This window comes from Streptomyces sp. NPDC101225 (genome assembly GCF_044767585.1).
Classification (GTDB): domain Bacteria; phylum Actinomycetota; class Actinomycetes; order Streptomycetales; family Streptomycetaceae; genus Streptomyces.
Genome location: NZ_JBIWOE010000004.1, coordinates 226,401 through 247,120, shown reverse-complemented (window position 1 = coordinate 247,120; position 20,720 = coordinate 226,401). Strand labels below are relative to the sequence as shown.

Genomic DNA, 20,720 nt, shown 5'->3' with positions numbered 1-20,720 from the left:
CCGCGCACGGAACGCGGGAACGGGGCGCCCCGGGAAACACGGGGCGCCCCGTCACCGTCGGCCGAGGCCGAGCGGAGCTACATGTCGTAGTCCTGGTCGAGGCGTTCCTGCTCCTCGTGGCGCGGGCGCTCCGGCTGCTCGTCACGCATGCGCTCGCGGCCCTGCTGACCGCGCTGCTGGTCCGGCCGGCCGTGGCCGTGCTCGCGGCCCTGCTCGCGGCCCTGCTCGCGACCGTGCTCGCGGCCCTGCTGGGCACGCTGCTTGGCCTGCTCCTGCATCCGCTCCGCCTTGTCCTGGAACTGGTCCTTCATACCCATGTGGGTTCACTCCCGTGGTGGGTGGGGGGTCAGGCCCTTGATCGGGCCCCGACCAGATTCACACGGGCGGACACACTCCGCATTTCGATCAACTACGGTGCGTAGCGCGGGACTCCTCGTCCGCCTCCCCGCCTGCGCCGACGAGTCCTGTGCGCATCCCCGTCAGCCGGTCCGCGAAGCGCTTCATCTCCCGCCGGCCGACCGTTCCGATGAGCCCGGGCAGATATCCGCGCACCCCCTGCATGCCGCGCAGCCACCACTGCCCGTACACATGGCTGGAGCGCCGCTCGATGCCGGCCACGATCCGGTCGACGGCCGGGCCCAGCGGATACGTCTTGTTCGACGGCCACGGCAGCCGCTGCCGCAGCTCCCGCATGACCTCGTCCTGGTCGGCGCCGCGCACCATGTCGGTGTCGGTCCAGGACAGGTAGCCGACCCCGACCCGCACGCCCTTGAAGCCGACCTCGGCCCTGAGGCTGTGCGCGTACGCCTCCACACCGGACTTGGAGGCGCAGTACGCGGTCATCATGGGCGCCGGCGTGATGGCCGCCAGCGACGCGATCTGCAGCAGATACCCCCGGCTCTCCATCAGCACCGGCAGGAAGGCACGGGCCGTCACCGCCGAGCCGACGAGGTTCACCTCGATCACCCGGCGCCAGGACTCCGGGTCGGAGTCCACGAAGGGCCCACCGGTCGCGACACCGGCGTTGGCGACGACGATGTCCACCTTCCCGAACCGGTCCTTGACCTCCCGCGCCACCCGGGCCATCGCCACATGGTCCGTCACGTCGGCGTGCCAGTGATCGCTCTCGCTGTGCAGCCGTTCGGAGACCTGCTTGAGGGCGTCCGGCTCCAGTCCGACCAGTGCCACCTTGGCGCCGCGCGCGGACAGCTTGCGGGCGAGCAGCTCCCCCACCCCGCGGGCCGCCCCGGTGACGACGGCGACCTGCCCCTCCAGGCTGACCTTGCTCATGCGCCCTCCTTGATCGTTGCGTACGTCACCACGAGCTCCCGGATCCGGCCCGTGACCAGCTCCGGCGCCTCGACGGGCGTCATGTGGCCGAGCCCCGGCAGCTCGGTGCTGTCCACGCAGTTCGGCAGCGCCGCCACCAGGGCCCGCGCCTGCACGGGCGGGGTGAGCCGGTCGGCGGTCCCGACGACGACGGCCGTCGGCACCCTCAACTCCCTTACTCCGTGGTCCAGATCGAGCAGGTCCAGCACCTGCGACCAGGCGTGCCGCACCCCGGCCGGGCACGCGTGCACGATCCGCGCGCACGCCTCCACCATGTGCGGCGCCGAACCCGGCCCCATCGTCCCGTACTTGAGGACGCGGCGCGCGACGGGCGTGACCGGCCCGAGCGGCGCCCGGACGCCGAGGATGTGCTTGGTCAGCCAGGTCCGCAGCCGGCCCGCCCTGATCGGTACGACGGTCGACTCCGCGACCAGCCGCGACGATCCGGTGCTGCACAGCAGGACGGCCGCCGCGTGCTCGCGGAAGACGGCCCGTTCGGCCGCCGCCATCACCGTCATGCCGCCCATCGAGTGGCCGGCGATCACGACCCGCTCGCCCGGCGCCAGGGTGGCCTTCAGGACGGCTTCGAGGTCGTCCGCGAGCGCGTCGGTGCTGCAGGTCCGGGCCGCCGGGCTGCGCCCGTGGCCGCGCTGGTCGTAGGCGATGACGCGGTGGTCGGTGGCGAGGTCCCGGATCTGAGCCGCCCAGAAGGCGGTGGAGCAGGTCCAGCCGTGGGCGAGGACGACGGCGGGTGCGCCCTCGGGTCCGTGCACCTCGACGTGGATCCGGGACCCGTCGGCGGAGTCCACCGTCAGTTCGCGGGCGGGGACGGGCGGGGCGTACGGGCCGGAGGCGACGTGCATCAGACGGTTCACGCGTCCACCCCCGCGGCCTTCTTGGCGCCCTTGGCGCCCTTGGCCGCCGTCTTCTTCGCGGGCGCGTCCTCGTCGGGCGCGTCCCCGGCCGGCGGTGCGGGCGCGCGCAGGAGTTCGTACTCCGCGAGGTCCACCTTCCGCGTGGCCCGCCTGAACTCGGTCGTCGTACCGGGCCAGATGGTGGTGTTGCGGCCGCTCGCGTCGAGGTACCAGCTGGTGCAGCCGCCCGTGTTCCACACGGTGCGCCTCATCCGCTCCTGCACCCGGCGGTTCCACGCGGAGACCGCGCTCGGGCGGGCGTCCAGCGCGGCACGGCCGCCGAGGACGTCCAACTGCCGCAGGTAGTCGGCCATGTAGTTGAGCTGGGACTCGATCATCAGGATCATCGACGAGTTCCCGAGGCCGGTGTTGGGCCCGATGATCGTCATCCAGTTGGGGAAGCCGGCCGCGGAGGCGCCGCGCAGGGCCTCCATGCCGCCCTTCCAGACCTCGGTGAGCGTCCTGCCCTCGGCGCCCACCACCCGCTCGGCGATCGGCATGTCCGTGACGTGGAAGCCGGTGCCGAAGACGATCGCGTCGACCTCGGTCTCGGTGCCGTCGGCGGCGACCACGGTCGACCCGCGGACCTCGCTCAGCCCGCCGGCCACGACGTCGACGTTGGGCCGGGCGAGCGCCGGGTAGTACGTGCTGCTCAGCAGGATCCGCTTGCAGCCGATGCGGTAGTCGGGGGTGAGCTTGGCGCGCAGGGCCGGGTCCTTGATCGACCGCGCGATGTTCGCCTTCGCCAGCCTCTCCACGAAACCGAGCTCGTCGGGGTGCTTGGTGAACGCCTGGACCTGCAGCTCCCGGATGCCCCACAGCAGTCCGCGCCGGGCCTGCGTGGTGAAGGGCAGCGCCCGGTGCAGGGCCCGCTCGGCGCCGCTGATGGCGCGGTCGACGCGGGGCATGACCCAGGCCGGGGTGCGCTGGAAGAGGGTGAGGCTCGCGACCTCGGGCTGGATGGCGGGCACGATCTGGATCGCCGACGCGCCGGTCCCGATCATCGCCACGCGCTTGCCGCGCAGGTCGTAGTCGTGGTCCCAGCGGGCGGAGTGGAAGACCTTGCCGGGGAAGGAGTCCAGGCCCGGGATGCCGGGGATCTTCGGGTCGGACAGCGGGCCGGTGGCGGAGACGACGACGTCCGCGGACAGCCGCCCGCCGCTGGTCTCGATGTCCCACCGCAGCTGCTCCGCGTCCCAGGTCATCCGCTTCACCTCGGAGTCGAAGCGGATGTGCGGGCGCAGGTGGAAGACGTCCGTGACGTGCTCCAGGTAGGCGCGAATGTGCTCCTGCCCGGAGAAGGTGCGCGGCCAGTCGGGGTTGGGTGCGAAGGAGAACGAGTAGAGATGCGAGGGCACGTCGCAGGCGCACCCGGGATAGCTGTTGTCGCGCCAGGTGCCGCCCACACTGCCGGCCCGCTCCAGCACGACGAAGTCGGTGATCCCTTCGCGCCGCAGCCGCACCGCGGCCCCCAGCCCTCCGAACCCGGACCCGATCACCGCCACCCGCACATGCTCGTGTTCGGCCATGCCGATGCCCTTTCCCGCGCGACTCTGCCAGTGAACACTGGCGCAATGGGGAGAGTAGAACAGCGGCGTACTCATGGGTAGGGGGTGAGCCGGGAAAGTTACCGGCGGTACAACATAGGGTGCGGTCGTGACCGAGAAGCGTGAGTACCGCATGGAGGAACTGGCCAGGGAGGCCGGCATCACGGTGCGCACCCTGCGCTTCTACCGCGAACGCAAGCTGATCCCGCCGCCCCGCCGCGAGGGCCGCATCGCCTGGTACGACGAGCACCACCTGGCCCGCCTGCGCACGATCGCGGCCCTGCTGGAACGCGGTCACACCCTCACCGGCATCGCGGAGCTCGCGGAGGCCCTCGACCACGGCCGGGACGTGGCCGACCTGGTGGGCATCACCCCCACCGAGGAGGAGCCGGTCCGCCTCACCCCCGAGGAACTCGCCGCCCGCTTCGAGGGCGAGGTCACCCCGGACAACCTCGCCGCCGCCCTGGACCTCGGCTACCTCGGCACCGACGGCGAGGAGATCGTCCACATCAGCCGCCGTCTCCTGGACGTCTCCTCGGCCCTGGTCCGCGAGGGCATCCCCCTGGCGGAGGTCCTGGCGGCCGGCGCCCGCGTACGGGAGCACGTGGACGAACTGGCGGAGATGTTCGCCGACCTGGTCCTGCGCCACGCCGAGGAGAAGGACCTCCAGCGCCTGCGCCCCCTGGCCCGGAGCGTGGTGGAGGCGGAGATGTCCCTGGCGCTGGACCGGCAGCTGCGGAAGCGGGCCGGACAGGCGGACCGGGCCCGGGAGCCGTGAGGACCGCCGCGACCGCCCCCGGGAACCCTCAGAGGTCGTAGACCACGGTCACCGGCGCGTGGTCCGACCAGCGCTCCTCGTGACTGGCCGCCCGCTCCACGACCGCCTTGACGGCACGGGCGGCCAGGCCGGGGGTCGCGACGGCGAGGTCGATGCGCCATCCGGTGTCGTTGTCGAAGGCCCGCCCCCGGTACGACCACCATGTGTACGGCCCCTCGGCATCGGGATGCAGCGACCGCACGACGTCGACGTAGCCGCCGTCCGCCGCGTCGAAGACCCGCCCCAGCCAGTCCCGTTCCTCCGGCAGGAAGCCGGAGTTCTTGGTGTTGCCGCGCCAGTTCTTGAGGTCGGCGCGCTGGTGGGCGATGTTCCAGTCGCCGCAGACGACGACCTCACGGCCGTCGGCGGCGGCGCGCACGCGCAGGGACTTCAGGTGGGCGAGGAACTCGTCCATGAAGCGCAGCTTCTCGTCCTGGCGCTCGGTGCCGACCTCGCCGGAGGGGAGGTAGAGGGAGGCGACCGTGACGCCCGGCAGGTCGACCTCCACGTAGCGGCCGCTGGTGTCGAACTCCTCGGAGGCGAAGCCGACCTGGATGCGTTCGGGCTCGCGGCGGGTGTAGAGGGAGACGCCGGCGCGGCCCTTGGCGGCGGCCGGCGCGTGCACCACGTGCCAGCCGTCGGGCGTGCGCACGTGCTCGGGCAGCTGCTGCGGCTCGGCGCGCACCTCCTGCAGGCAGAGCACATCGGCGGAGGTGCCGGCGAGCCACTCCACGAAGCCCTTCTTCGCGGCGGCGCGCAGGCCATTGACGTTGACGGAGGTCACAGTGAGCACCCGGGAACGATACCGGCACACTGGACGGGGTCCAGATACCGAGAATGCATAGGTGTACGGTAAGCCGAATGAACATACGTCGCGTCGCCTTCGACCACCCCGACGCCGTGAAACTGAACGACGAGGTACAGGCCGAGTACCACGTCCGCTACGGCGACGGCGGAGACGCCACCCCCCTGGACCCGGCGGACTTCGACCCGCCGAACGGCGTGTACCTCATCGTCTACGACGAGAACGACGGCCCGGTCGCCACCGGCGGCTGGCGCGCCCAGGACTCCAACGGCGAGGGCAATCTCGACGGCGACGCCGAACTCAAGCGGATGTTCGTGGTGGAAAGGGCGCGCGGCCGCGGCCTCGCCCGGCGCGTCCTGACCGCCCTGGAGGACGACGCCCGCGCGGCCGGCCGCCTGCGCATGGTCCTGGAGACGGGCACCAGGCAACCGGAGGCCATCGCCCTGTACACCTCCAGCGGCTACGAGCCCTGCGGGAAGTTCGGCTACTACCGCTTCCACCAGGAGAGCCGCTGCTTCGCCAAGCCGCTCGGAACGCCGTAGCCGGCTCCCGAGGCCCGCCGGTCACTGACGGGGCATCAGCACAACAAAGATCCCGCCCGATCTTCCGATCGGACGGGATCTCATCAACTGCCCCAGGTTTCCCTGAGGAGTTGTTGCGGTGGACCTGAGGGGATTTGAACCCCTGGCCCCCTCGATGCGAACGAGGTGCGCTACCGGACTGCGCCACAGGCCCTTGCAACGAGTGAAACTCTAGCATCCCGATCCGGGTGCTTGAAAATCCGTTCCCGGCCGCCCGGCGGCTGCGGCACAGGTCGGGCGGGTGGTCTACTCGTTGGCTGCCTTCGGCCGCTCGCCGTCCTCGTACTGGTCGAACAGCGGCGTGCGCCCCCGCTCGCGTGCCCGCCGCGCGGAAGCCGCGCGGCGGGCGTCACTGCGCCCGTCGTCGTCGGCCCTCTCCTCCGCGGCGGCCGGCTCCGCGGCGGCCTCGCGTCCGGCTGCGGCGTCGGCCCGCGCCTCCTGGTCCCGGGCGACCGGGCCCGACCGCGCCGAGCTCCAGGCGTCCGGCGCCCCGAGGTCCACGTCCGAGGTGGCCCGCGGCGCGACCGGCGCGGTCACGTACGTCGGCAGCGGCACCGGCACCGGGTCCCAGCTGTCGCCGTGACCGGGCCGCCGCTGCCGCTCACGCTGCTGGTCCACCCACTCGGCGTGGTCGGTCTGCTCGACCAGGGCCCGCCGGTCGGCGGCGAGCGCGGACAGCCCGGGGTCGGCCTCGTGCTCCGGTCCGTCCTCGGGTTCATCGGAGTCGGTCTCGGTGCCGGCCGGGCGGCGGCGCGGCTGCCGGGCGCGCTCATGGAGCCGCTGGGCCGCGACCTCGGCGCGGCGCCGGTCCATCTGGTAGGCGAAGCGCCGCCGTTCCTGCGAGCGCAGGTAGGCGATGTAGGCGCTGAGCAGCACGGCCGGCACGCCGGGCGCCCAGAGGAACGCGAGCCCGCCGACCGCCGCGACGACCGCGCCGAGCGTGAACGCGACGAAGAGCATCACGGTGGTGCGACGCCGGCGCGCGAGCACCTTCGAACGCCGGGCGCGCGCCGCGGCCGCCTCCTCCGAGGGCGTACGCCGGGCCGGAGGGGCGCCTTTGCGCGTCCGGGCCGGGGGCTTGGCGGTGGCCGGGCCCTTGGCGGGGGCCTTGGCCTTGGCGGGGGCCTTGGCCTTGGCGGGGGCCTTGGCCGGGGCCGGGCTCGGTGCGGGCGCGGGCACTTCGGCGCGCACCTGCTGACGGGCCGGAGGCATGGCGAAGGCCCGGACGTCCACCGAGTCGGTGACCGCGCCCGGAGCTTCGGCGCTGGGCTCCCCCTCCTCGGTGGAGCGCGCCCGCAGGTCCTTGGCGTACCGGCGCTCCATACCCGCCCGTCCGGACAGCAGCCGGATGGCGGTGCTGAAGCGTTCCGTCGGACGGGCCTCGTTCAGCTCGTCCTGCCTACGGAGCCACATCGGCACCAAGTAGGCGGCCCAGGCCCCGACAATGACTGCGTAGATGAGGCCGCTGCTGCTCACGCCTCACACGGTAGAGGGGTTTGCGTGAGGCCATCTGCCAATTGAGCCGGTGTGTCGCACGATCTGGCTGATATTTCGAACTTTTTTTGTGACCGATGCGATCAGCACGCCACCGCGGCCGTGAATTTAATGCCTCGAGGTGGTCGCCGTCCGATCAATTTCGAACATTTATTCAATTTCTCGGGCCTGTGCGGGATTCTGCCGTGTACGTGCCCGCTGCCAGCGGTTGAGCAACCCGTCGGGCACCTCTTCCGCGGTGAGCGCGAAGACGAGGTGGTCACGCCAGGCGCCGTCGATGTGGAGATAACGCGGCCTCAGGCCCTCCTCGCGGAATCCGAGTTTCTCCACGACCCGGCGGCTGGGCCCGTTCTCGGGGCGAATGCAGACCTCGATGCGGTGCAGTCCGACGGTGCGGAAACAGTGGTCCACGGCCAGTGCCACGGACGTCGGCATCACTCCGCGGCCCGCCACCGACTCGTCCACCCAGTAGCCGATATGCCCCGAGCACATGGAGCCCCAGGTGATTCCGGCAACCGTCAACTGCCCGACCAGACGGCCCTGATACTCGATGACGAAGGGCAGCATCCGGCCCGCGTTGGCCTCGGAGCGAAGGTGGCGGACCATCTGCCGGTAGGTCGGCCGGTGCGCGATCGGACCGCTCGGCGTGGGCGGCGGAATCGTCGCCTCCCAGGGCCGCAGCCAGTCCCGGTTGCGCCGGTTGACCTCGCGCCAGGCCCGCTGGTCGCGCAGCTTTATCGGCCGGAGGACGATGTCGCCGTCCACCAGCACGACGGGCCAGGAGGGGCTGTTCAGCTCGCACCCCCACCGGTGGCCGCGGGTCTGGGGTGGTCGCCGCCGCGGATCTGGTCGACGGCGTGCACCAGCAGGGGCTCCAGCACGGCCAGGCCGTCCTTCACCCCGCCGGTGGAACCCGGCAGATTGACGATCAGCGTGCCGCCCGCCACTCCGGCCAGGCCCCGGGAGAGCGCGGCGGTCGGCACCTTCTCCCGTCCGAACGCCCGGATGGCCTCCGCGATGCCCGGCACCTCGTGGTCGATCACGCCGCGGGTCGCCTCGGGGGTGCGGTCGGTGGGCGAGATGCCGGTGCCGCCGGTGGTGACGATCACGTCGTAACCGGCCTCGACGCCGGCCCGCAGCGCGGCCCGCACGGGGTCGCCGTCGGGGACGACCTCCGGCCCGTCGACGGCGAATCCGAAGCCCTTGAGGCCGGCCGCGACCGCGGGGCCGCCCTTGTCCTCGTAGACCCCGGCGGCGGCCCGGTTGGACGCGGTGACGACGAGTGCGCTGTAGGGCGCGCGGAGCGCGCCGCCGGCCGACGGGTCCCGTGTCATGTCCGGCTCCAGTCACCCGACTTGCCGCCCGTTTTCTCCTCCACGCGCACGTCCGTGATGACCGCTCCCTTGTCGACCGCCTTGACCATGTCGATCACGGTGAGCGCGGCGACGGAGACGGCGGTGAGCGCCTCCATCTCCACGCCGGTGCGGTCCGTGGTCCGCACGGTGGCCAGGATCTCCACGGCGTCGTCCGCGACCGACAGATCCAGTTTCACACCGGACAGCGCCAGCGGGTGGCACAGCGGGACGAGGTCCGGGGTGCGCTTGGCACCCATGATGCCCGCGATGCGCGCGGTGGCGAGGGCGTCCCCCTTGGGCATCCCCTCGCCGCGCAGCAGCTCGATCACGCGGGGGGAGACGAGGACCCGTCCGCTCGCGCGGGCGGTGCGCGCGGTCACGTCCTTCTCGGACACGTCGACCATACGGGCGGCACCCGCCTCGTCGATGTGTGTCAGTCGGTCCTGCGTACTCATGGTCTCTGGCGCTCCCGGTCACGGCCCGGGCGCGGTGCGGCGCGCGGGCCTGTCGTGCGCGACACGGTACCGCCAACCAGGGGCGCTCAGCCGATCAGGACCACCTGGACCTCGGTGCCGGGCTCGACGGACTCGACGTCCTCAGGGACGACGATCAGCGCGTCGGCGTGCGCGAGGGCCGCGACCAGGTGGGATCCGGCGCCGCCGACCGGGGTCACCGAGCCGTCGGCGTACCTCGCCCGCAGGAACTGTCTGCGGCCCTTCGGCGAGGTCAGCGCCTTGCCGGCGGTCAGGGTCGCGCGGGTGGTCGGCCGGTGGACGTCGGTGAGACCCATGAGCGTGCGGATCGCCGGGCGCACGAACAGCTCGAAGGAGACGTACGACGACACGGGGTTGCCCGGCAGGGCGAGCAGCGGGGTGTGGTCGGGGCCGACGGAGCCGAAGCCCTGGGGCTTGCCGGGTTGCATGGCGATCTTGCGGAAGTCGATGCCGCTGCCCGCCTCGTCCTCGTCGCCGACGTGCGACAGCGCCTCCTTGACGACGTCGTACGCCCCGACGCTCACCCCGCCCGTGGTGACCATGAGGTCGGCGCGCACCAGCTGGTCCTCGACGGTGGCGCGGAGGGTGTCGGCGTCGTCGGCGACGGCGCCCACGCGGTAGGCGATGGCGCCCGCGTCGGTGGCCGCGGCGGTGAGGGCGAAGCTGTTGGAGTCGTAGATCTGGCCGCCGGCCAGCTGCTCGCCGGGCTGGACGAGTTCGCTGCCGGTGGAGACGACGACCACGCGCGGGCGCGGGCGCACGCGCACCGTGCCGCGGCCGATCGCGGCGAGCAGGGCGATCTGCGGCGGCCCGAGGACCGTGCCGGCCTCCAGGGCGCGGTCGCCCGCCTTCACGTCGCTGCCCTGGGCGCGGACGTGCGCGCGTGCCTCGGCGGGCCGGTACACGTGCACCTGGCCCTCGGCTCCTTCGGGGGCCAGGCTGCGGGCGCGCATCCCGCTGGCCGGTCCCTCGCCGAGGCCTCCGTCGGTCCACTCCACGGGGACGACGGTCTCGGCGCCGGGCGGCAGCGGGGCGCCGGTCATGATGCGGGCGGCCTGGCCGGGGCCGACCCGGACCAGGTCGGCCTGGCCCGCCGCGACGTCCCCGACGACGTCCAGCACGGCGGGGAACTCCTCGCTCACGCCCGCCACGTCGGCGACCCGCACCGCGTACCCGTCCATGGAGCTGTTGTCGAACGGCGGCAGCGAGACCGGCACCATGACGTCCTCGACCAGGACGCAGCCCTGCGCGTCCAGGAGCTGCAGATCGATCGGTTCCAGAGGACGGACGGCGGTGAGGATGTCCTCCAGGTGCTCGTCCACCGACCAGAGGTGGTCCTGGCCGGTGGTGCGGGGCGCGGCGCTGCTCAACGTGCTACATCTCCTCGGCTACGTAACTGCGAAGCCAGGTCCGGAAGTCCGGGCCCAGGTCTTCACGTTCGCACGCGAGTCTGACAATGGCACGCAGATAGTCGCCCCGGTCGCCGGTGTCGTAGCGGCGGCCCTTGAAGACGACGCCGTGCACGGGACCGCCGGCCTTCTCGTCCTGCGAGAGCTGCTGCAGCGCGTCGGTCAGCTGGATCTCTCCGCCGCGGCCCGGCTCGGTCTTGCGCAGTATGTCGAAGACGGCGGGGTCGAGGACGTAGCGGCCGATGATCGCGTAGTTGGACGGGGCGTCCGCCGCGGCGGGCTTCTCGACCAGGTCGTGGACCTTGACGACGTCGCCCTCCTCGGTGGGGTCGACGGCCGCGCAGCCGTAGAGGTGGATCTGCTCGGGCGCGACCTCCATGAGCGCGACGACGCTGCCGCCGCGCTGCTCCTGCACCTCGACCATCCGCTTGAGCAGCGGGTCGCGCGGGTCGATCAGGTCGTCGCCGAGCAGTACGGCGAAGGGCTCCTGGCCGACGTGCGGGGCCGCGCACAGCACGGCGTGACCGAGTCCCCTGGGGTCGCCCTGCCGCACGTAGTGCATCGTCGCGAGGTCGCTGGACTCCTGGACCTTGGCGAGCCGGCCCGCGTCACCCTTCTTCTGGAGGGCGGACTCGAGCTCGTAGTTGCGGTCGAAGTGGTCCTCGAGAGGACGCTTGTTGCGGCCCGTGATCATGAGGACGTCGTCGAGGCCCGCGGACACGGCCTCCTCGACCACGTACTGGATCGCCGGCTTGTCGACGACCGGCAGCATCTCCTTGGGAGTGGCTTTGGTGGCCGGCAGGAACCGGGTGCCGAGGCCTGCTGCGGGGATGACAGCCTTGCTGATCCTGGGGTGCGACTGGGTCATACCGGCACCCTATCCGGTGCCTTTGCTCGGAATTCGAGGCTCCGGTCAATTGGCTCTCATATGAGCGCATTAGGAAGGGTACGGGTGCTGCCAATGAGCCACCGCGGACGTGCGGCCGAGCCTGACAAGCGAATGTTGCGGCGAGAGCTCCTCGCGGTGAGAGGCAGGTTGACGGCGGATGACGTCCGTGAGGCCGCGGCCGCGCTGGCCGCGCGCGCGCTGGAGCTGCCCGAACTGGCGGGCGCCCGCACGGTGGCGGCGTACGTCTCCGTCGGCGGCGAGCCGGGCACGCTCGCGCTGCTGGACGCGCTGCGCGCGCGGGATGTGCGGGTGCTGCTGCCCGCGCTGCTCCCGGACAACGACCTCGACTGGGGCGCCTACGCCGGCGAGGGCTCCCTCACGCAGGTCCGGCACGGCGGGAAGATGGCCCTCTTCGAGCCCTCCGGCGAGCGCCTGGGGCCGGACGCCGTGACCGGCGCGGACGTCGTGCTGCTGCCCGGACTCGCGGTCGACGCGCGCGGGATGCGGCTGGGGCGGGGCGGCGGCTCGTACGACCGCGTGCTCGCGCGGCTGGAGCGCGCGGGTGCCCGTCCCGCGCTGGTGGTGCTGCTGTACGGCTCCGAGGTGGTCGAGCGCGTCCCCGAGGAGGAGCACGACCGGCCGGTGCACGCGGTGGTGACGCCGTCGGGGGTGCGCCGCTTCCACGGCGGCGCATGACGCGAACGGCGCATGACGGACGGCGGTTGACGGAAAAAGGCCCTCCCGCGCGCGGGAGGGCCTTCGTTCAGGCGCTCACGGTTTCAGCACCAGGCTGTCGCTCGTGTCCTTGGCGACGGCCCGGGACGTGAAGTCCCAGTCGAGCAGTTCGCCCTCGGCCCACTTGCCCGTCTGGTCGACGTAGTGGGCGCTGTAGGCGTGCCCCGAGGCGCCGGTGAGGTTGATCCACTTCGACTTGTCGAGGTCGCCCAGGTTGACCACCATGCGCATCGACGGAACCCATACGACGCCGTAGCCGCCGGCGGCGTTCCAGCCGGAGGCGTTGACCGCCGCCTCGCCGCCGCTGAGCTTCCAGGGGCCGCGGTTGAGGATGTACTGGAGGAAGCCCGGGCCGTCGGTGCCCAGGGTCTGGTTCTTCAGGAACAGGCGGTGCAGCCGGCCCCAGCTCCAGGTGTCGATGTCCTTGCCGAGCTTGGCGGTCAGCTCCCAGCGGGCGTCGATCATCGCGCGCTTGAACAGGTCGTCGCGGTTGTCCATCGCGCCCGGCCGGGTGCCCGACTTCGGCGTGGTCCACCAGGCGCTCTTCGGGTCGTTCATGAGCTTGCGGACCACTTCGAACCAGCGGTCGCCGCCGTCCGGCTGGGCCTGGTCGGCGTCGCGCTGGCCGCACTCGCGGACCTTCTGCGTGTCGTCGGCGGGCCCGGTGGTGCTGGCGGGCTCGACCCACAGGCACTGGCCCTTGACCCGCAGCTCCTTGGGCAGCTTGTTGCCGAAGGCGAGTTTGAGGATGTTGCGCCAGACCGCGTTGAAGTAGGCGGCCGCCGCCGAGTCGGCGTCCTGGGTGTAGTCCCAGCCCTCCAGCAGCTCCTGCGCGTCCTGGACGTCCTTGTCCCCGGTGTCGATCTTCAGCAGCGTCGGCACGAGCAGCTTGGCGATCTCGCTGCTGTTGTCGAGCTGCATCTGGCGCATGTCGTCGGTGGACATCTTGCCGCCGCCCTTGATCTTCGACTCGATCAGGTCGGTGATGCGCTGGCTGCGGGTGCCGTAGCCCCAGTCCGTGGTCAGGGTGTAGGGGTACTTGTCCCGGTCGATCACGGCCTGGTTGGCGGTGACGATGTAGCCGCGCTCCGGGTTGTACTCGTACGGCAGCGCGCTCCTGGGGATGTAGCCGGTCCACTTGTACCCGGAGTCCCAGCCCGGCGCGGGGACCGAGCCGTCGTCCTTCTTCGCGCGCGTGGGGATCTTTCCGGGCAGCGTGTAGCCGATGTTGTCCTTGTCGGCGTAGATCAGGTTCTGCGAGGGCACGTCGAACTTGGCGGCCGCGGAGCGGAATTCGCTCCAGTCGGACGCCTTGTCCATGGCGAAGACGGCGTCCATGGTGGTGCCCGGGTCGAGCGCGGTCCAGCGCAGCGCGACGCCGTAGCCGTCGCTGCGGTCGGGCGCCGCGGTGTCGACGGTGGCCTTCTTGCCGACCTTCACCAGCTCGTCGTCGCGGTCGGAGAGCAGGGGCATCCCGTCGGCGGTCTGGCGCACCACGATCGTCTTGGACTTGCCGCCCGCGACCTTGATGGTCTCCTCGCGGGTCTTGAAGGCCTTCGTGGCGCCGTCGTAGAGGTAGCCGTCGCCGGTCAGCTTCTCCAGGTACAGGTCGGTGACGTCGACACCGGAGTTGGTCATGCCCCAGGCGATGTCCTGGTTGTGGCCGATGACCACGCCGGGCATGCCGGCGAAGGTGTAACCGGTGACGTCGTACTGGCACTTGCTGGAGACGCTGCGGCAGTGCAGGCCCATCTGGTACCAGACGGACGGCAGCGAGGCGGACAGGTGCGGGTCGTTGGCGAGCAGCGGGTGACCGGTGATGGTGTGGCTGCCGGCCACCACCCAGGAATTGGAGCCGATGCCGTGGCCGTTCACCCCGACGGCCGTGGGCACGTTGTCCAGGACCTTGTAGAGGCCCGCCAGCTGGCTGTCGAGGGCCGAGCCCGACGACGTCGTGGCGGACGAGGCGGACGTTCCCGTCGTGCCGCTCGTGGAGGTGCCCGTCGTGCCGCTCGTGGACGTGCCGCCGGCGGACGAGGAGCCGTTCTGCTGGAAGGCCCCGGCGATCTCGCTGTACTGGCCCTCCTGGACGATCGCCTTGTTGCGGCTGTAGGGGTAGGCCGGATACAGCTGGGCGATCTGCTTGGCGTCGAGCCGGCTGGTCATCAGGGCGCGGTCGATCTCGTCCTGCATGTTGCCGCGCAGGTCCCAGGCCATCGCCTTCAGCCAGGAGACCGAGTCGACGGGGGTCCACTTCGCGGGCTTGTAGTCGTTGGTGAAGCCCAGCGCCGCGTACTCCAGGGAGATGTCCCTGCCGTCCTTGCCCTGCAGATAGGCGTTGACGCCCGCCGCGTAGGCCTGGAGGTACTTCTTGGTGGAGGCCGACAGCTCGGTGTCGTACTCCTTCTGCGCCACCCGGTCCCAGCCCAGGGTGCGCAGGAACTCGTCGTTCTTGACCTGGCTCTTGCCGAACATCTCCGACAGGCGCCCGGCGGTCATGTGCCGGCGCACGTCCATCTCGTAGAACCGGTCCTGCGCCTGGACGTAGCCCTGCGCCATGAAGAGGTCCGCGTCGGAGGAGGCGTAGATCTGCGGGATGCCGTAGCCGTCGCGCTTGACGTCGACGGGGCCGGACAGACCGTGCAGCGTGAGCGAGCCCTTCGTCTGCGGGAACGACGCGCGGACGGTACTGATGGACCAGTACGCCCCGTAGGCGACGCCGGCGATCAGCGCCAGGACCAGGACCAGCACGACCAATCGGGCTTTGCGCCCCTTCTTCCTGCCGGACTTGCCGGGCTTGTCACCCGTTGTGGCGGTGGTGTTCGGGGGCATCGCTGTCCTTGCTGTCCTAACGCGAGCGGCAGACGGGCTGTGACGTCGAGTGGGCGCTGGAGCAACCATAGGCGCAGGGCCTTGGGGCCCTTGACGCGGAGTGGGGAACTCCGGTGCGCGGGCGTTCGATCCCGCCAACCGGAGCGTCAAGAAATCGTCAAGAGTTAGGTAAGGTAACGAAGTACTTGGATGCGGAGTCCCCTCGCTTCGTGTCCTATGAACATGAGCCCGCGCGCGGGATGCCCGCGGGCCAGGGAAGGGAACGGCCGCTGACAGTCCACCATCTCAACCAGCTACTGCTCGTCTGCTCGCTCGTCCTGCTCGTCGCCGTGGCAGCGGTCCGGATCTCCTCGCGCAGCGGGCTCCCCAGCCTGCTCGTGTACCTGGGGATAGGTGTCGCCATGGGCCAGGACGGCATCGGTGACATCCGCTTCGACAACGCCGAACTCACCCAGGTCATCGGCTACGCGGCCCTCGTGGTGATCCTCGCCGAGGGCGGCCTCGGCACGAAGTGGAAAGAGGTCGGGCCCGCCCTGCCCGCCGCCTCCACCCTGGCACTCGCCGGCGTCGCGGTGAGCGTCGGGATCACGGCGACGGGCGCGCACTACCTGGTCGGGCTGGAATGGCGGCAGGCGCTCATCATCGGGGCGGTCGTCTCCTCGACGGACGCGGCGGCGGTCTTCTCGGTGCTGCGCCGCATCCCGCTCCCCGCGCGCGTGGCGGGCACGCTGGAGGCGGAGTCCGGCTTCAACGACGCCCCGGTCGTCATCCTGGTGGTCTCCTTGTCCACGGCGGGCCCGGTGTCCCACTGGTGGGTTCTGCTCGGCGAGATCGCACTGGAACTGGCCATCGGCGCGGCCATCGGGCTCGCGGCGGGCTGGCTCGGCGCCTGGGGCCTGCGGCACGTGGCGCTGCCCGCCTCCGGCCTCTACCCCATCGCCGTCATGGCGATCGCCGTCACGGCGTACGCGGGCGGCGCACTGGCGCACGGCAGCGGCTTCCTGGCGGTCTACCTCGCCTCGATGGTGCTGGGCAACGCCAAGCTTCCGCACTGGCCCGCCACCCGCGGGTTCGCCGAGGGGCTCGGCTGGATCGCCCAGATCGGCATGTTCGTCCTGCTCGGCCTGCTGGTCTCCCCGCACGAGCTCGGCGACGACATCGTGCCCGCGCTCGTCATCGGCCTGGTGCTGACCATGGTGGCGCGCCCGTTGAGCGTGGTGCTGTGCCTGGTGCCCTTCCGGGTGCCGTGGCAGGAGCAGACCCTGATGTCCTGGGCCGGGCTGCGCGGCGCGGTCCCCATCATCCTGGCGACCATCCCGATGGTGGAGGGCGTCGACGCCAGCCACCGTATCTTCAACATCGTCTTCGTCCTGGTCGTCGCCTACACCCTGGTCCAGGGGCCGACCCTGCCGTGGCTCGCGCGCGTGCTGCGCCTGGGCGAGAGCGGCGAGGCCGCCGACCTCGGCATCGAGTCCGCCCCGCTGGAGCGGCTGCGCGGGCATCTGCTGTCCGTCGCGATCCCCGAGGGATCGCGGATGCACGGCGTCGAGGTGGGCGAGCTGCGGCTGCCCGCCGGGTCCGCCGTGACCCTCGTCGTGCGCGAGGGCACGTCCTTCGTCCCCGGCCCCACGACGGTGCTGCGGCGCGGCGACGAACTGCTCGTGGTCGCCACCGACCCCGTACGGGACGCCGCGGAGCGCCGGCTGCGCTCTGTCGGGCACGGGGGCAAGCTGGCCGGCTGGCTGGGAACGAACGGGACACACGGCCGACAGGCCGGTCACTGAGTCCCTGTACGATGAAGGCACACCCCTGATCGAACGACTCTGCCTGATGCAGAGCTGACGCGACCGTATGGCGGCCGTGGCGCCCACACTCCGGGCGGCCTCCGGTATCTACCGCAGTCCGCACCAGAGGACAGCTCTCGGCGCCCCCGCACGGGCGTGCCACCAGGCGGCAGAAAGGCACGGGCCGTGGCATCCACGGTCACCCGACGGCCTGGCTACGGACAGCTGCTGCGCACCCGCGGCGCCTGGACGTTCCTGGTCCCCGGCTTCGCGGCGCGCCAGCCGTTCGCGATGCTCACCCTCTCGATCGTGCTGCTCGTGCAGCACACCACCGGCTCCTACGGCGCCGCGGGAGCCGCCGCGGCCGTCACAGGCGTCTCCATGGCCCTGTGCGCGCCCTACGGCGGCCGTCTCGCCGACCGCTACGGACAGCGCGCCGTACTCCTCCCCGGCGTCCTGCTGCACGCGCTGTCGGGCCTGACGCTGACGGCGCTCGCGCTGAGCCACGCACCCCTGTGGGCGCTGTTCGCGGCCGCCGTGCCGACCGGTGCCTCGGTGCCGCAGATCGGCCCCATGGTGCGCGCCCGCTGGGGCGTGAAGCTCCAGGACTCGCCCCTGATGCACACCGCGGCAGCCTTCGAGTCCGTCACGGACGAGCTGACCTTCGTCCTCGGCCCCCTGCTGGCCACCGCGCTGTGCACCACCGTCGCCCCCGCCGCGGGCCTGGTGACGGAGGCCTCGCTCACGCTGATCGGCGGACTGCTGTTCGCCGCGCGGAAGAGCACGCAGCCCCCCACCGCCACCGCCCGGCACGCGCGCGTAGAGCACGTCTCCGCGCTGCGCGCCCCCGGTGTGCGCGTGCTGGTCGTGGCCTTCCTCGGTATCGGCGCCGTCTTCGGCGGCATGCAGGTCTCACTGGCCGCCTTCACCGAGTCGATCGGCGAGCCCGGCCTGAACGGCGTCCTGTACGGCGTCTTCGCCGCGGGCAACATGCTCTCCGGCATCGTCTGCGGCGCCGTCGCCTGGAGGGCGGCCCCGCAGCGGCGGCTCGTCGTCGGCTACGGCGCCCTCGCGCTGGCCGCCTCCGGGCTGTGGACCGCGCACTCGGTACCGCTGCTGGCCGGGCTCGGCCTGCTCGTCGGCATGTGCATCGCGCCTGCGCTGATCACCGGCTACACGCTGGTCGAGGGCCTGGTCCCGGCCGGCGGCCGCACCGAGGCCTTCACCTGGCTGACCGGTGCCGTGGCACTCGGCCAGGCGGTGGCCGTCACCGTGGCCGGGCAGCTGGAGGACCGGCTCTGGGCCGGCGCCGGATTCCTGGTGCCGGCGGGCGGTACCGTGCTCGCCTTCGCGACCCTCGCCGCTCTGCGGTCCCGGCTGACACCGCGCCCGCGCAGCCTGACCGTCGCACGTGGCGTCGGTCACCGCGCGCCGGTGACGGTGGACTGAATCCCAGGAATACGTCACTATGGACCATCGTTAGCACTCACTGAGTAAGAGTGCCAGGAGGAAGACAGTGCCGACCTACCAGTACCAGTGCACCGAGTGCGGCGAGGGCCTCGAGGCGGTGCAGAAGTTCACCGACGACGCTCTCACCGAGTGCCCCAACTGCGGTGGCCGCCTGAAGAAGGTGTTCTCCGCCGTCGGCATCGTCTTCAAGGGCTCCGGCTTCTACCGCAACGACAGCCGCGGCTCCTCGTCGAGCAGCTCGCCGGCGTCGAAGTCGTCGAAGTCCACCGAGTCGTCGTCCTCCTCGGAGTCCTCGTCCTCCTCGTCTTCCTCGTCCTCCTCGACGGCTTCCTCCTCGTCCTCGGACGCGAAGTCGAAGCAGTCGAGCACCAGCGCCTCGTCCGGCAGCAGCGCCGCCTAGGACCCACCTGACACGTCCCACGGGACCCCGCCGTCGTACGACGGCGGGGTCTTCGGTGTTTCCGGTGCGGCCACCGGTGCTCCCGGTACTCCCGGTGCTTCCGGTGCTTCCGGTGCGGCGGCCTCCGGTGTTTCCGACGCCCCTCTGTGCGCGCCGACGGGGCCGGATACTGTTCGGACCATGGCGAACGCAGAGATCGGTGTAATCGGCGGCTCGGGCTTCTACTCGTTCCTGGACGACGTGACCGAGGTCCAGGTGGACACCCCGTACGGACCGCCCAGCGACTCCCTCTTCCTCGGTGAGGTCGCCGGCCGACGGGTCGCGTTCCTGCCCCGCCACGGCCGCGGCCACCATCTGCCCCCGCACCGCATCAACTACCGGGCCAACCTGTGGGCGTTGCGGTCGGTCGGCGTGCGGCAGGTGCTCGGCCCGTGCGCGGTGGGCGGACTGCGGGCCGAGTACGGGCCGGGCACGCTGCTCGTGCCGGACCAGCTGGTCGACCGGACGAAGTCCCGCGCGGGGTCGTACTTCGACGGGCTGCCGCTGCCCGGCGGCACCCTGCCGAACGTGGTGCACGTGTCCCTGGCCGACCCCTACTGCCCCGTCGGGCGTACGGCCGCCCTCAAGGCCGCACGCGGACGGGACTGGGAGCCGGTGGACGGCGGCACGCTGGTCGTCGTCGAGGGCCCGCGCTTCTCGACCCGGGCGGAGTCGCTGTGGCACCAGGCGCAGGGCTGGTCGGTGGTGGGCATGACCGGCCACCCCGAGGCGGCGCTGGCCCGCGAACTGGAGCTCTGCTACACGTCGATGACCCTGGTCACCGACCTCGACGCGGGCGCCGAGACCGGTGAGGGCGTCTCCCACGACGAGGTGCTGCAGGTGTTCGCCGCCAACGTGGACCGGCTGCGGGGTGTGCTCTTCGACGCGGTGGCCGCGCTGCCGGCGAACGAGGACCGGGACTGTCTGTGCACGTCGGCGCTGGGCGGGATGGACCCCGGGTTCACGCTGCCGTGAAGCGGGGACGCCCTGACGCCCTGACGCCGTGACGCCGTGAAGCGGGGACGCCGTGACGCCCTGACGGGCTCCGGGCGGGCCGTGGGGACCGGCGGGACGAGGAGCCGGAACTTGCCGTTCGGGTGAGGGAGTTGTCCACAGTCTGCCGGTGGTCCACCGGTCCCGGCAGAGATCGGCGCGACGCCTCATCGTGGGTCTGCAGGCCCGTTCCCGATGCAGGTGGTGATCCGCATGCCGCTCTCCCCGCTGCCTCCGCAGTCTCCGCTGTCTCCGTCCCTCTCCCCCGTCGCTCCGCTCCCCCCGCCCCTCTCCCCCGTCGCTCCGCGGCCCGGCTCCGACACCCCCGCCACGTGCGAGGTCCCGCACTTCGCGCCCGTGCGGGTGCGCGGCGGGCGGTACGGGCTACGAGGGCTGTTGCGGCACCGCAGGCGGGCGGTGGCCGCCGGGCTCGCGGTGACCGCGGCCGCGCTGGTGGCGGCGGGGCCACGGGACACCGAGGGAGCGCGCGGCCATCCGGTCGCCGATCCCGTACGAAGGCACCGGACCGTCGAGACGGTGTCCGCACCGGTGCGGATCGCCGACGGCGCCACGGTCGCGCTGCTGCGGCCCGGCGACCGGGTCGACGTGGTGGCCGCCCCGGAGACGGCGGCGGGCGGCGACGCCCGTGTGGTCGCGCGCGGGGCACGGGTGGCCAAGGTGCCGAAGCCCCTGGACGAGGCGGCCGGCAGCGGGGCGCTGGTCGTGCTCTCGGTGCCGCGTGCGACCGCCGCGCGCCTTGCCGGGGCTGCGGCGACGGCACGATTGGCGGTGATCGTGTGTTGATCCTGTCAAGTCCCTCGTTCCAGCTACGC

The 20,720-nt window shown here is 71.9% G+C and carries 20 protein-coding genes and 1 tRNA gene; 8 read left to right on the top strand and 13 right to left on the bottom strand.

Going from position 1 to position 20,720, the window contains the following annotated elements; translation table 11 throughout:
- Window positions 1-77: 77 nt before the first annotated feature.
- The 4 genes from ACIRPX_RS07960 to ACIRPX_RS07945 form a co-directional block, all read right to left on the bottom strand.
- Window positions 78-317, bottom strand: a complete 240-nt coding sequence (locus ACIRPX_RS07960; protein ID WP_404189849.1) for a hypothetical protein — start codon at window positions 315-317, stop codon at window positions 78-80.
- A gap of 88 nt (window positions 318-405) precedes the next feature.
- Window positions 406-1,290: an SDR family oxidoreductase gene (locus ACIRPX_RS07955; protein ID WP_404189846.1), complete on the bottom strand. Its 885-nt coding sequence runs from the start codon at window positions 1,288-1,290 to the stop codon at window positions 406-408.
- Complete coding sequence (locus tag ACIRPX_RS07950; protein WP_404189844.1) at window positions 1,287-2,204, bottom strand: alpha/beta fold hydrolase; 918 nt, start codon at window positions 2,202-2,204, stop codon at window positions 1,287-1,289. The genes ACIRPX_RS07955 and ACIRPX_RS07950 overlap by 4 nt, the downstream gene beginning before the upstream one ends.
- Complete coding sequence (locus ACIRPX_RS07945) at window positions 2,201-3,772, bottom strand: flavin-containing monooxygenase (protein ID WP_404189841.1); 1,572 nt, start codon at window positions 3,770-3,772, stop codon at window positions 2,201-2,203. Before ACIRPX_RS07945 ends, ACIRPX_RS07950 begins: the two co-directional genes overlap by 4 nt.
- A 127-nt stretch (window positions 3,773-3,899) precedes the next feature.
- Between ACIRPX_RS07945 and ACIRPX_RS07940 the strand changes: the two genes are divergently transcribed.
- A complete protein-coding gene (locus tag ACIRPX_RS07940) occupies window positions 3,900-4,568 on the top strand; it encodes a MerR family transcriptional regulator (protein WP_404189838.1) in 669 nt (222 codons plus the stop codon).
- A 28-nt stretch (window positions 4,569-4,596) separates the two neighbouring features.
- Here ACIRPX_RS07940 and ACIRPX_RS07935 read toward each other — a convergent pair whose 3' ends face one another.
- Window positions 4,597-5,421 carry an exodeoxyribonuclease III gene (locus ACIRPX_RS07935; protein WP_404189836.1) on the bottom strand — a complete coding sequence of 275 codons (825 nt, stop codon included), beginning with the start codon at window positions 5,419-5,421 and terminating at the stop codon, window positions 4,597-4,599.
- Window positions 5,422-5,468: 47 nt separating this feature from the next.
- On the opposite strand from ACIRPX_RS07935, the gene ACIRPX_RS07930 reads away from it, so the two are divergent.
- A complete protein-coding gene (locus tag ACIRPX_RS07930; protein ID WP_404189834.1) occupies window positions 5,469-5,954 on the top strand; it encodes a GNAT family N-acetyltransferase in 486 nt (161 codons plus the stop codon).
- A gap of 119 nt (window positions 5,955-6,073) precedes the next feature.
- Here ACIRPX_RS07930 and ACIRPX_RS07925 read toward each other — a convergent pair.
- The 7 genes from ACIRPX_RS07925 to galU form a co-directional block, all read right to left on the bottom strand.
- Window positions 6,074-6,147, bottom strand: a tRNA-Ala gene (locus ACIRPX_RS07925).
- Between the two features lie 92 nt (window positions 6,148-6,239).
- Entirely contained in the window at window positions 6,240-7,469 is a 1,230-nt protein-coding gene (glpR, locus tag ACIRPX_RS07920) for a gephyrin-like molybdotransferase receptor GlpR (protein ID WP_404189832.1), read from the bottom strand.
- A 168-nt stretch (window positions 7,470-7,637) separates the two neighbouring features.
- The gene (locus tag ACIRPX_RS07915; RefSeq protein ID WP_404189830.1) at window positions 7,638-8,258 is read right to left on the bottom strand and encodes a GNAT family N-acetyltransferase; all 621 of its coding nucleotides are present in this window, start codon (window positions 8,256-8,258) and stop codon (window positions 7,638-7,640) included.
- A gap of 20 nt (window positions 8,259-8,278) precedes the next feature.
- Entirely contained in the window at window positions 8,279-8,821 is a 543-nt protein-coding gene (locus tag ACIRPX_RS07910) for a molybdenum cofactor biosynthesis protein B (RefSeq protein WP_404189826.1), read from the bottom strand.
- Window positions 8,818-9,297 carry a cyclic pyranopterin monophosphate synthase MoaC gene (gene moaC, locus ACIRPX_RS07905; protein ID WP_393868498.1) on the bottom strand — a complete coding sequence of 160 codons (480 nt, stop codon included), beginning with the start codon at window positions 9,295-9,297 and terminating at the stop codon, window positions 8,818-8,820. Before moaC ends, ACIRPX_RS07910 begins: the two co-directional genes overlap by 4 nt.
- Before the next feature lie 86 nt (window positions 9,298-9,383).
- Window positions 9,384-10,706: a gephyrin-like molybdotransferase Glp gene (gene glp / locus ACIRPX_RS07900; protein WP_404189824.1), complete on the bottom strand. Its 1,323-nt coding sequence runs from the start codon at window positions 10,704-10,706 to the stop codon at window positions 9,384-9,386.
- Window positions 10,707-10,710: 4 nt separating this feature from the next.
- Window positions 10,711-11,613 (bottom strand): UTP--glucose-1-phosphate uridylyltransferase GalU, encoded by a 903-nt coding sequence (gene galU, locus ACIRPX_RS07895; RefSeq protein ID WP_404189821.1) that lies wholly within the window; start codon window positions 11,611-11,613, stop codon window positions 10,711-10,713.
- Between the two features lie 93 nt (window positions 11,614-11,706).
- On the opposite strand from galU, the gene ACIRPX_RS07890 reads away from it, so the two are divergent.
- Window positions 11,707-12,330: a 5-formyltetrahydrofolate cyclo-ligase gene (locus ACIRPX_RS07890; RefSeq protein WP_404189818.1), complete on the top strand. Its 624-nt coding sequence runs from the start codon at window positions 11,707-11,709 to the stop codon at window positions 12,328-12,330.
- 75 nt (window positions 12,331-12,405) lie between these two features.
- On the opposite strand, the gene ACIRPX_RS07885 is transcribed toward ACIRPX_RS07890, so the two are convergent.
- On the bottom strand, window positions 12,406-15,201 hold the full coding sequence (locus ACIRPX_RS07885) for a penicillin acylase family protein (protein ID WP_404189815.1): 2,796 nt from the start codon (window positions 15,199-15,201) through the stop codon (window positions 12,406-12,408).
- A gap of 239 nt (window positions 15,202-15,440) precedes the next feature.
- On the opposite strand from ACIRPX_RS07885, the gene ACIRPX_RS07880 reads away from it, so the two are divergent.
- The 5 genes from ACIRPX_RS07880 (at window position 15,441) to ACIRPX_RS07860 (ending at window position 20,691) form a co-directional block, all read left to right on the top strand.
- Entirely contained in the window at window positions 15,441-16,985 is a 1,545-nt protein-coding gene (locus tag ACIRPX_RS07880; RefSeq protein WP_404190259.1) for a potassium/proton antiporter, read from the top strand.
- A 186-nt stretch (window positions 16,986-17,171) separates the two neighbouring features.
- On the top strand, window positions 17,172-18,434 hold the full coding sequence (locus tag ACIRPX_RS07875; protein WP_404189812.1) for an MFS transporter: 1,263 nt from the start codon (window positions 17,172-17,174) through the stop codon (window positions 18,432-18,434).
- Window positions 18,435-18,501: 67 nt separating this feature from the next.
- Window positions 18,502-18,855 carry an FmdB family zinc ribbon protein gene (locus tag ACIRPX_RS07870; RefSeq protein WP_404189809.1) on the top strand — a complete coding sequence of 118 codons (354 nt, stop codon included), beginning with the start codon at window positions 18,502-18,504 and terminating at the stop codon, window positions 18,853-18,855.
- 180 nt (window positions 18,856-19,035) lie between these two features.
- On the top strand, window positions 19,036-19,869 hold the full coding sequence (locus ACIRPX_RS07865; protein WP_404189807.1) for an S-methyl-5'-thioadenosine phosphorylase: 834 nt from the start codon (window positions 19,036-19,038) through the stop codon (window positions 19,867-19,869).
- 231 nt (window positions 19,870-20,100) lie between these two features.
- The gene (locus ACIRPX_RS07860) at window positions 20,101-20,691 is read left to right on the top strand and encodes a hypothetical protein (protein WP_404189805.1); all 591 of its coding nucleotides are present in this window, start codon (window positions 20,101-20,103) and stop codon (window positions 20,689-20,691) included.
- Window positions 20,692-20,720: the final 29 nt, after the last annotated feature.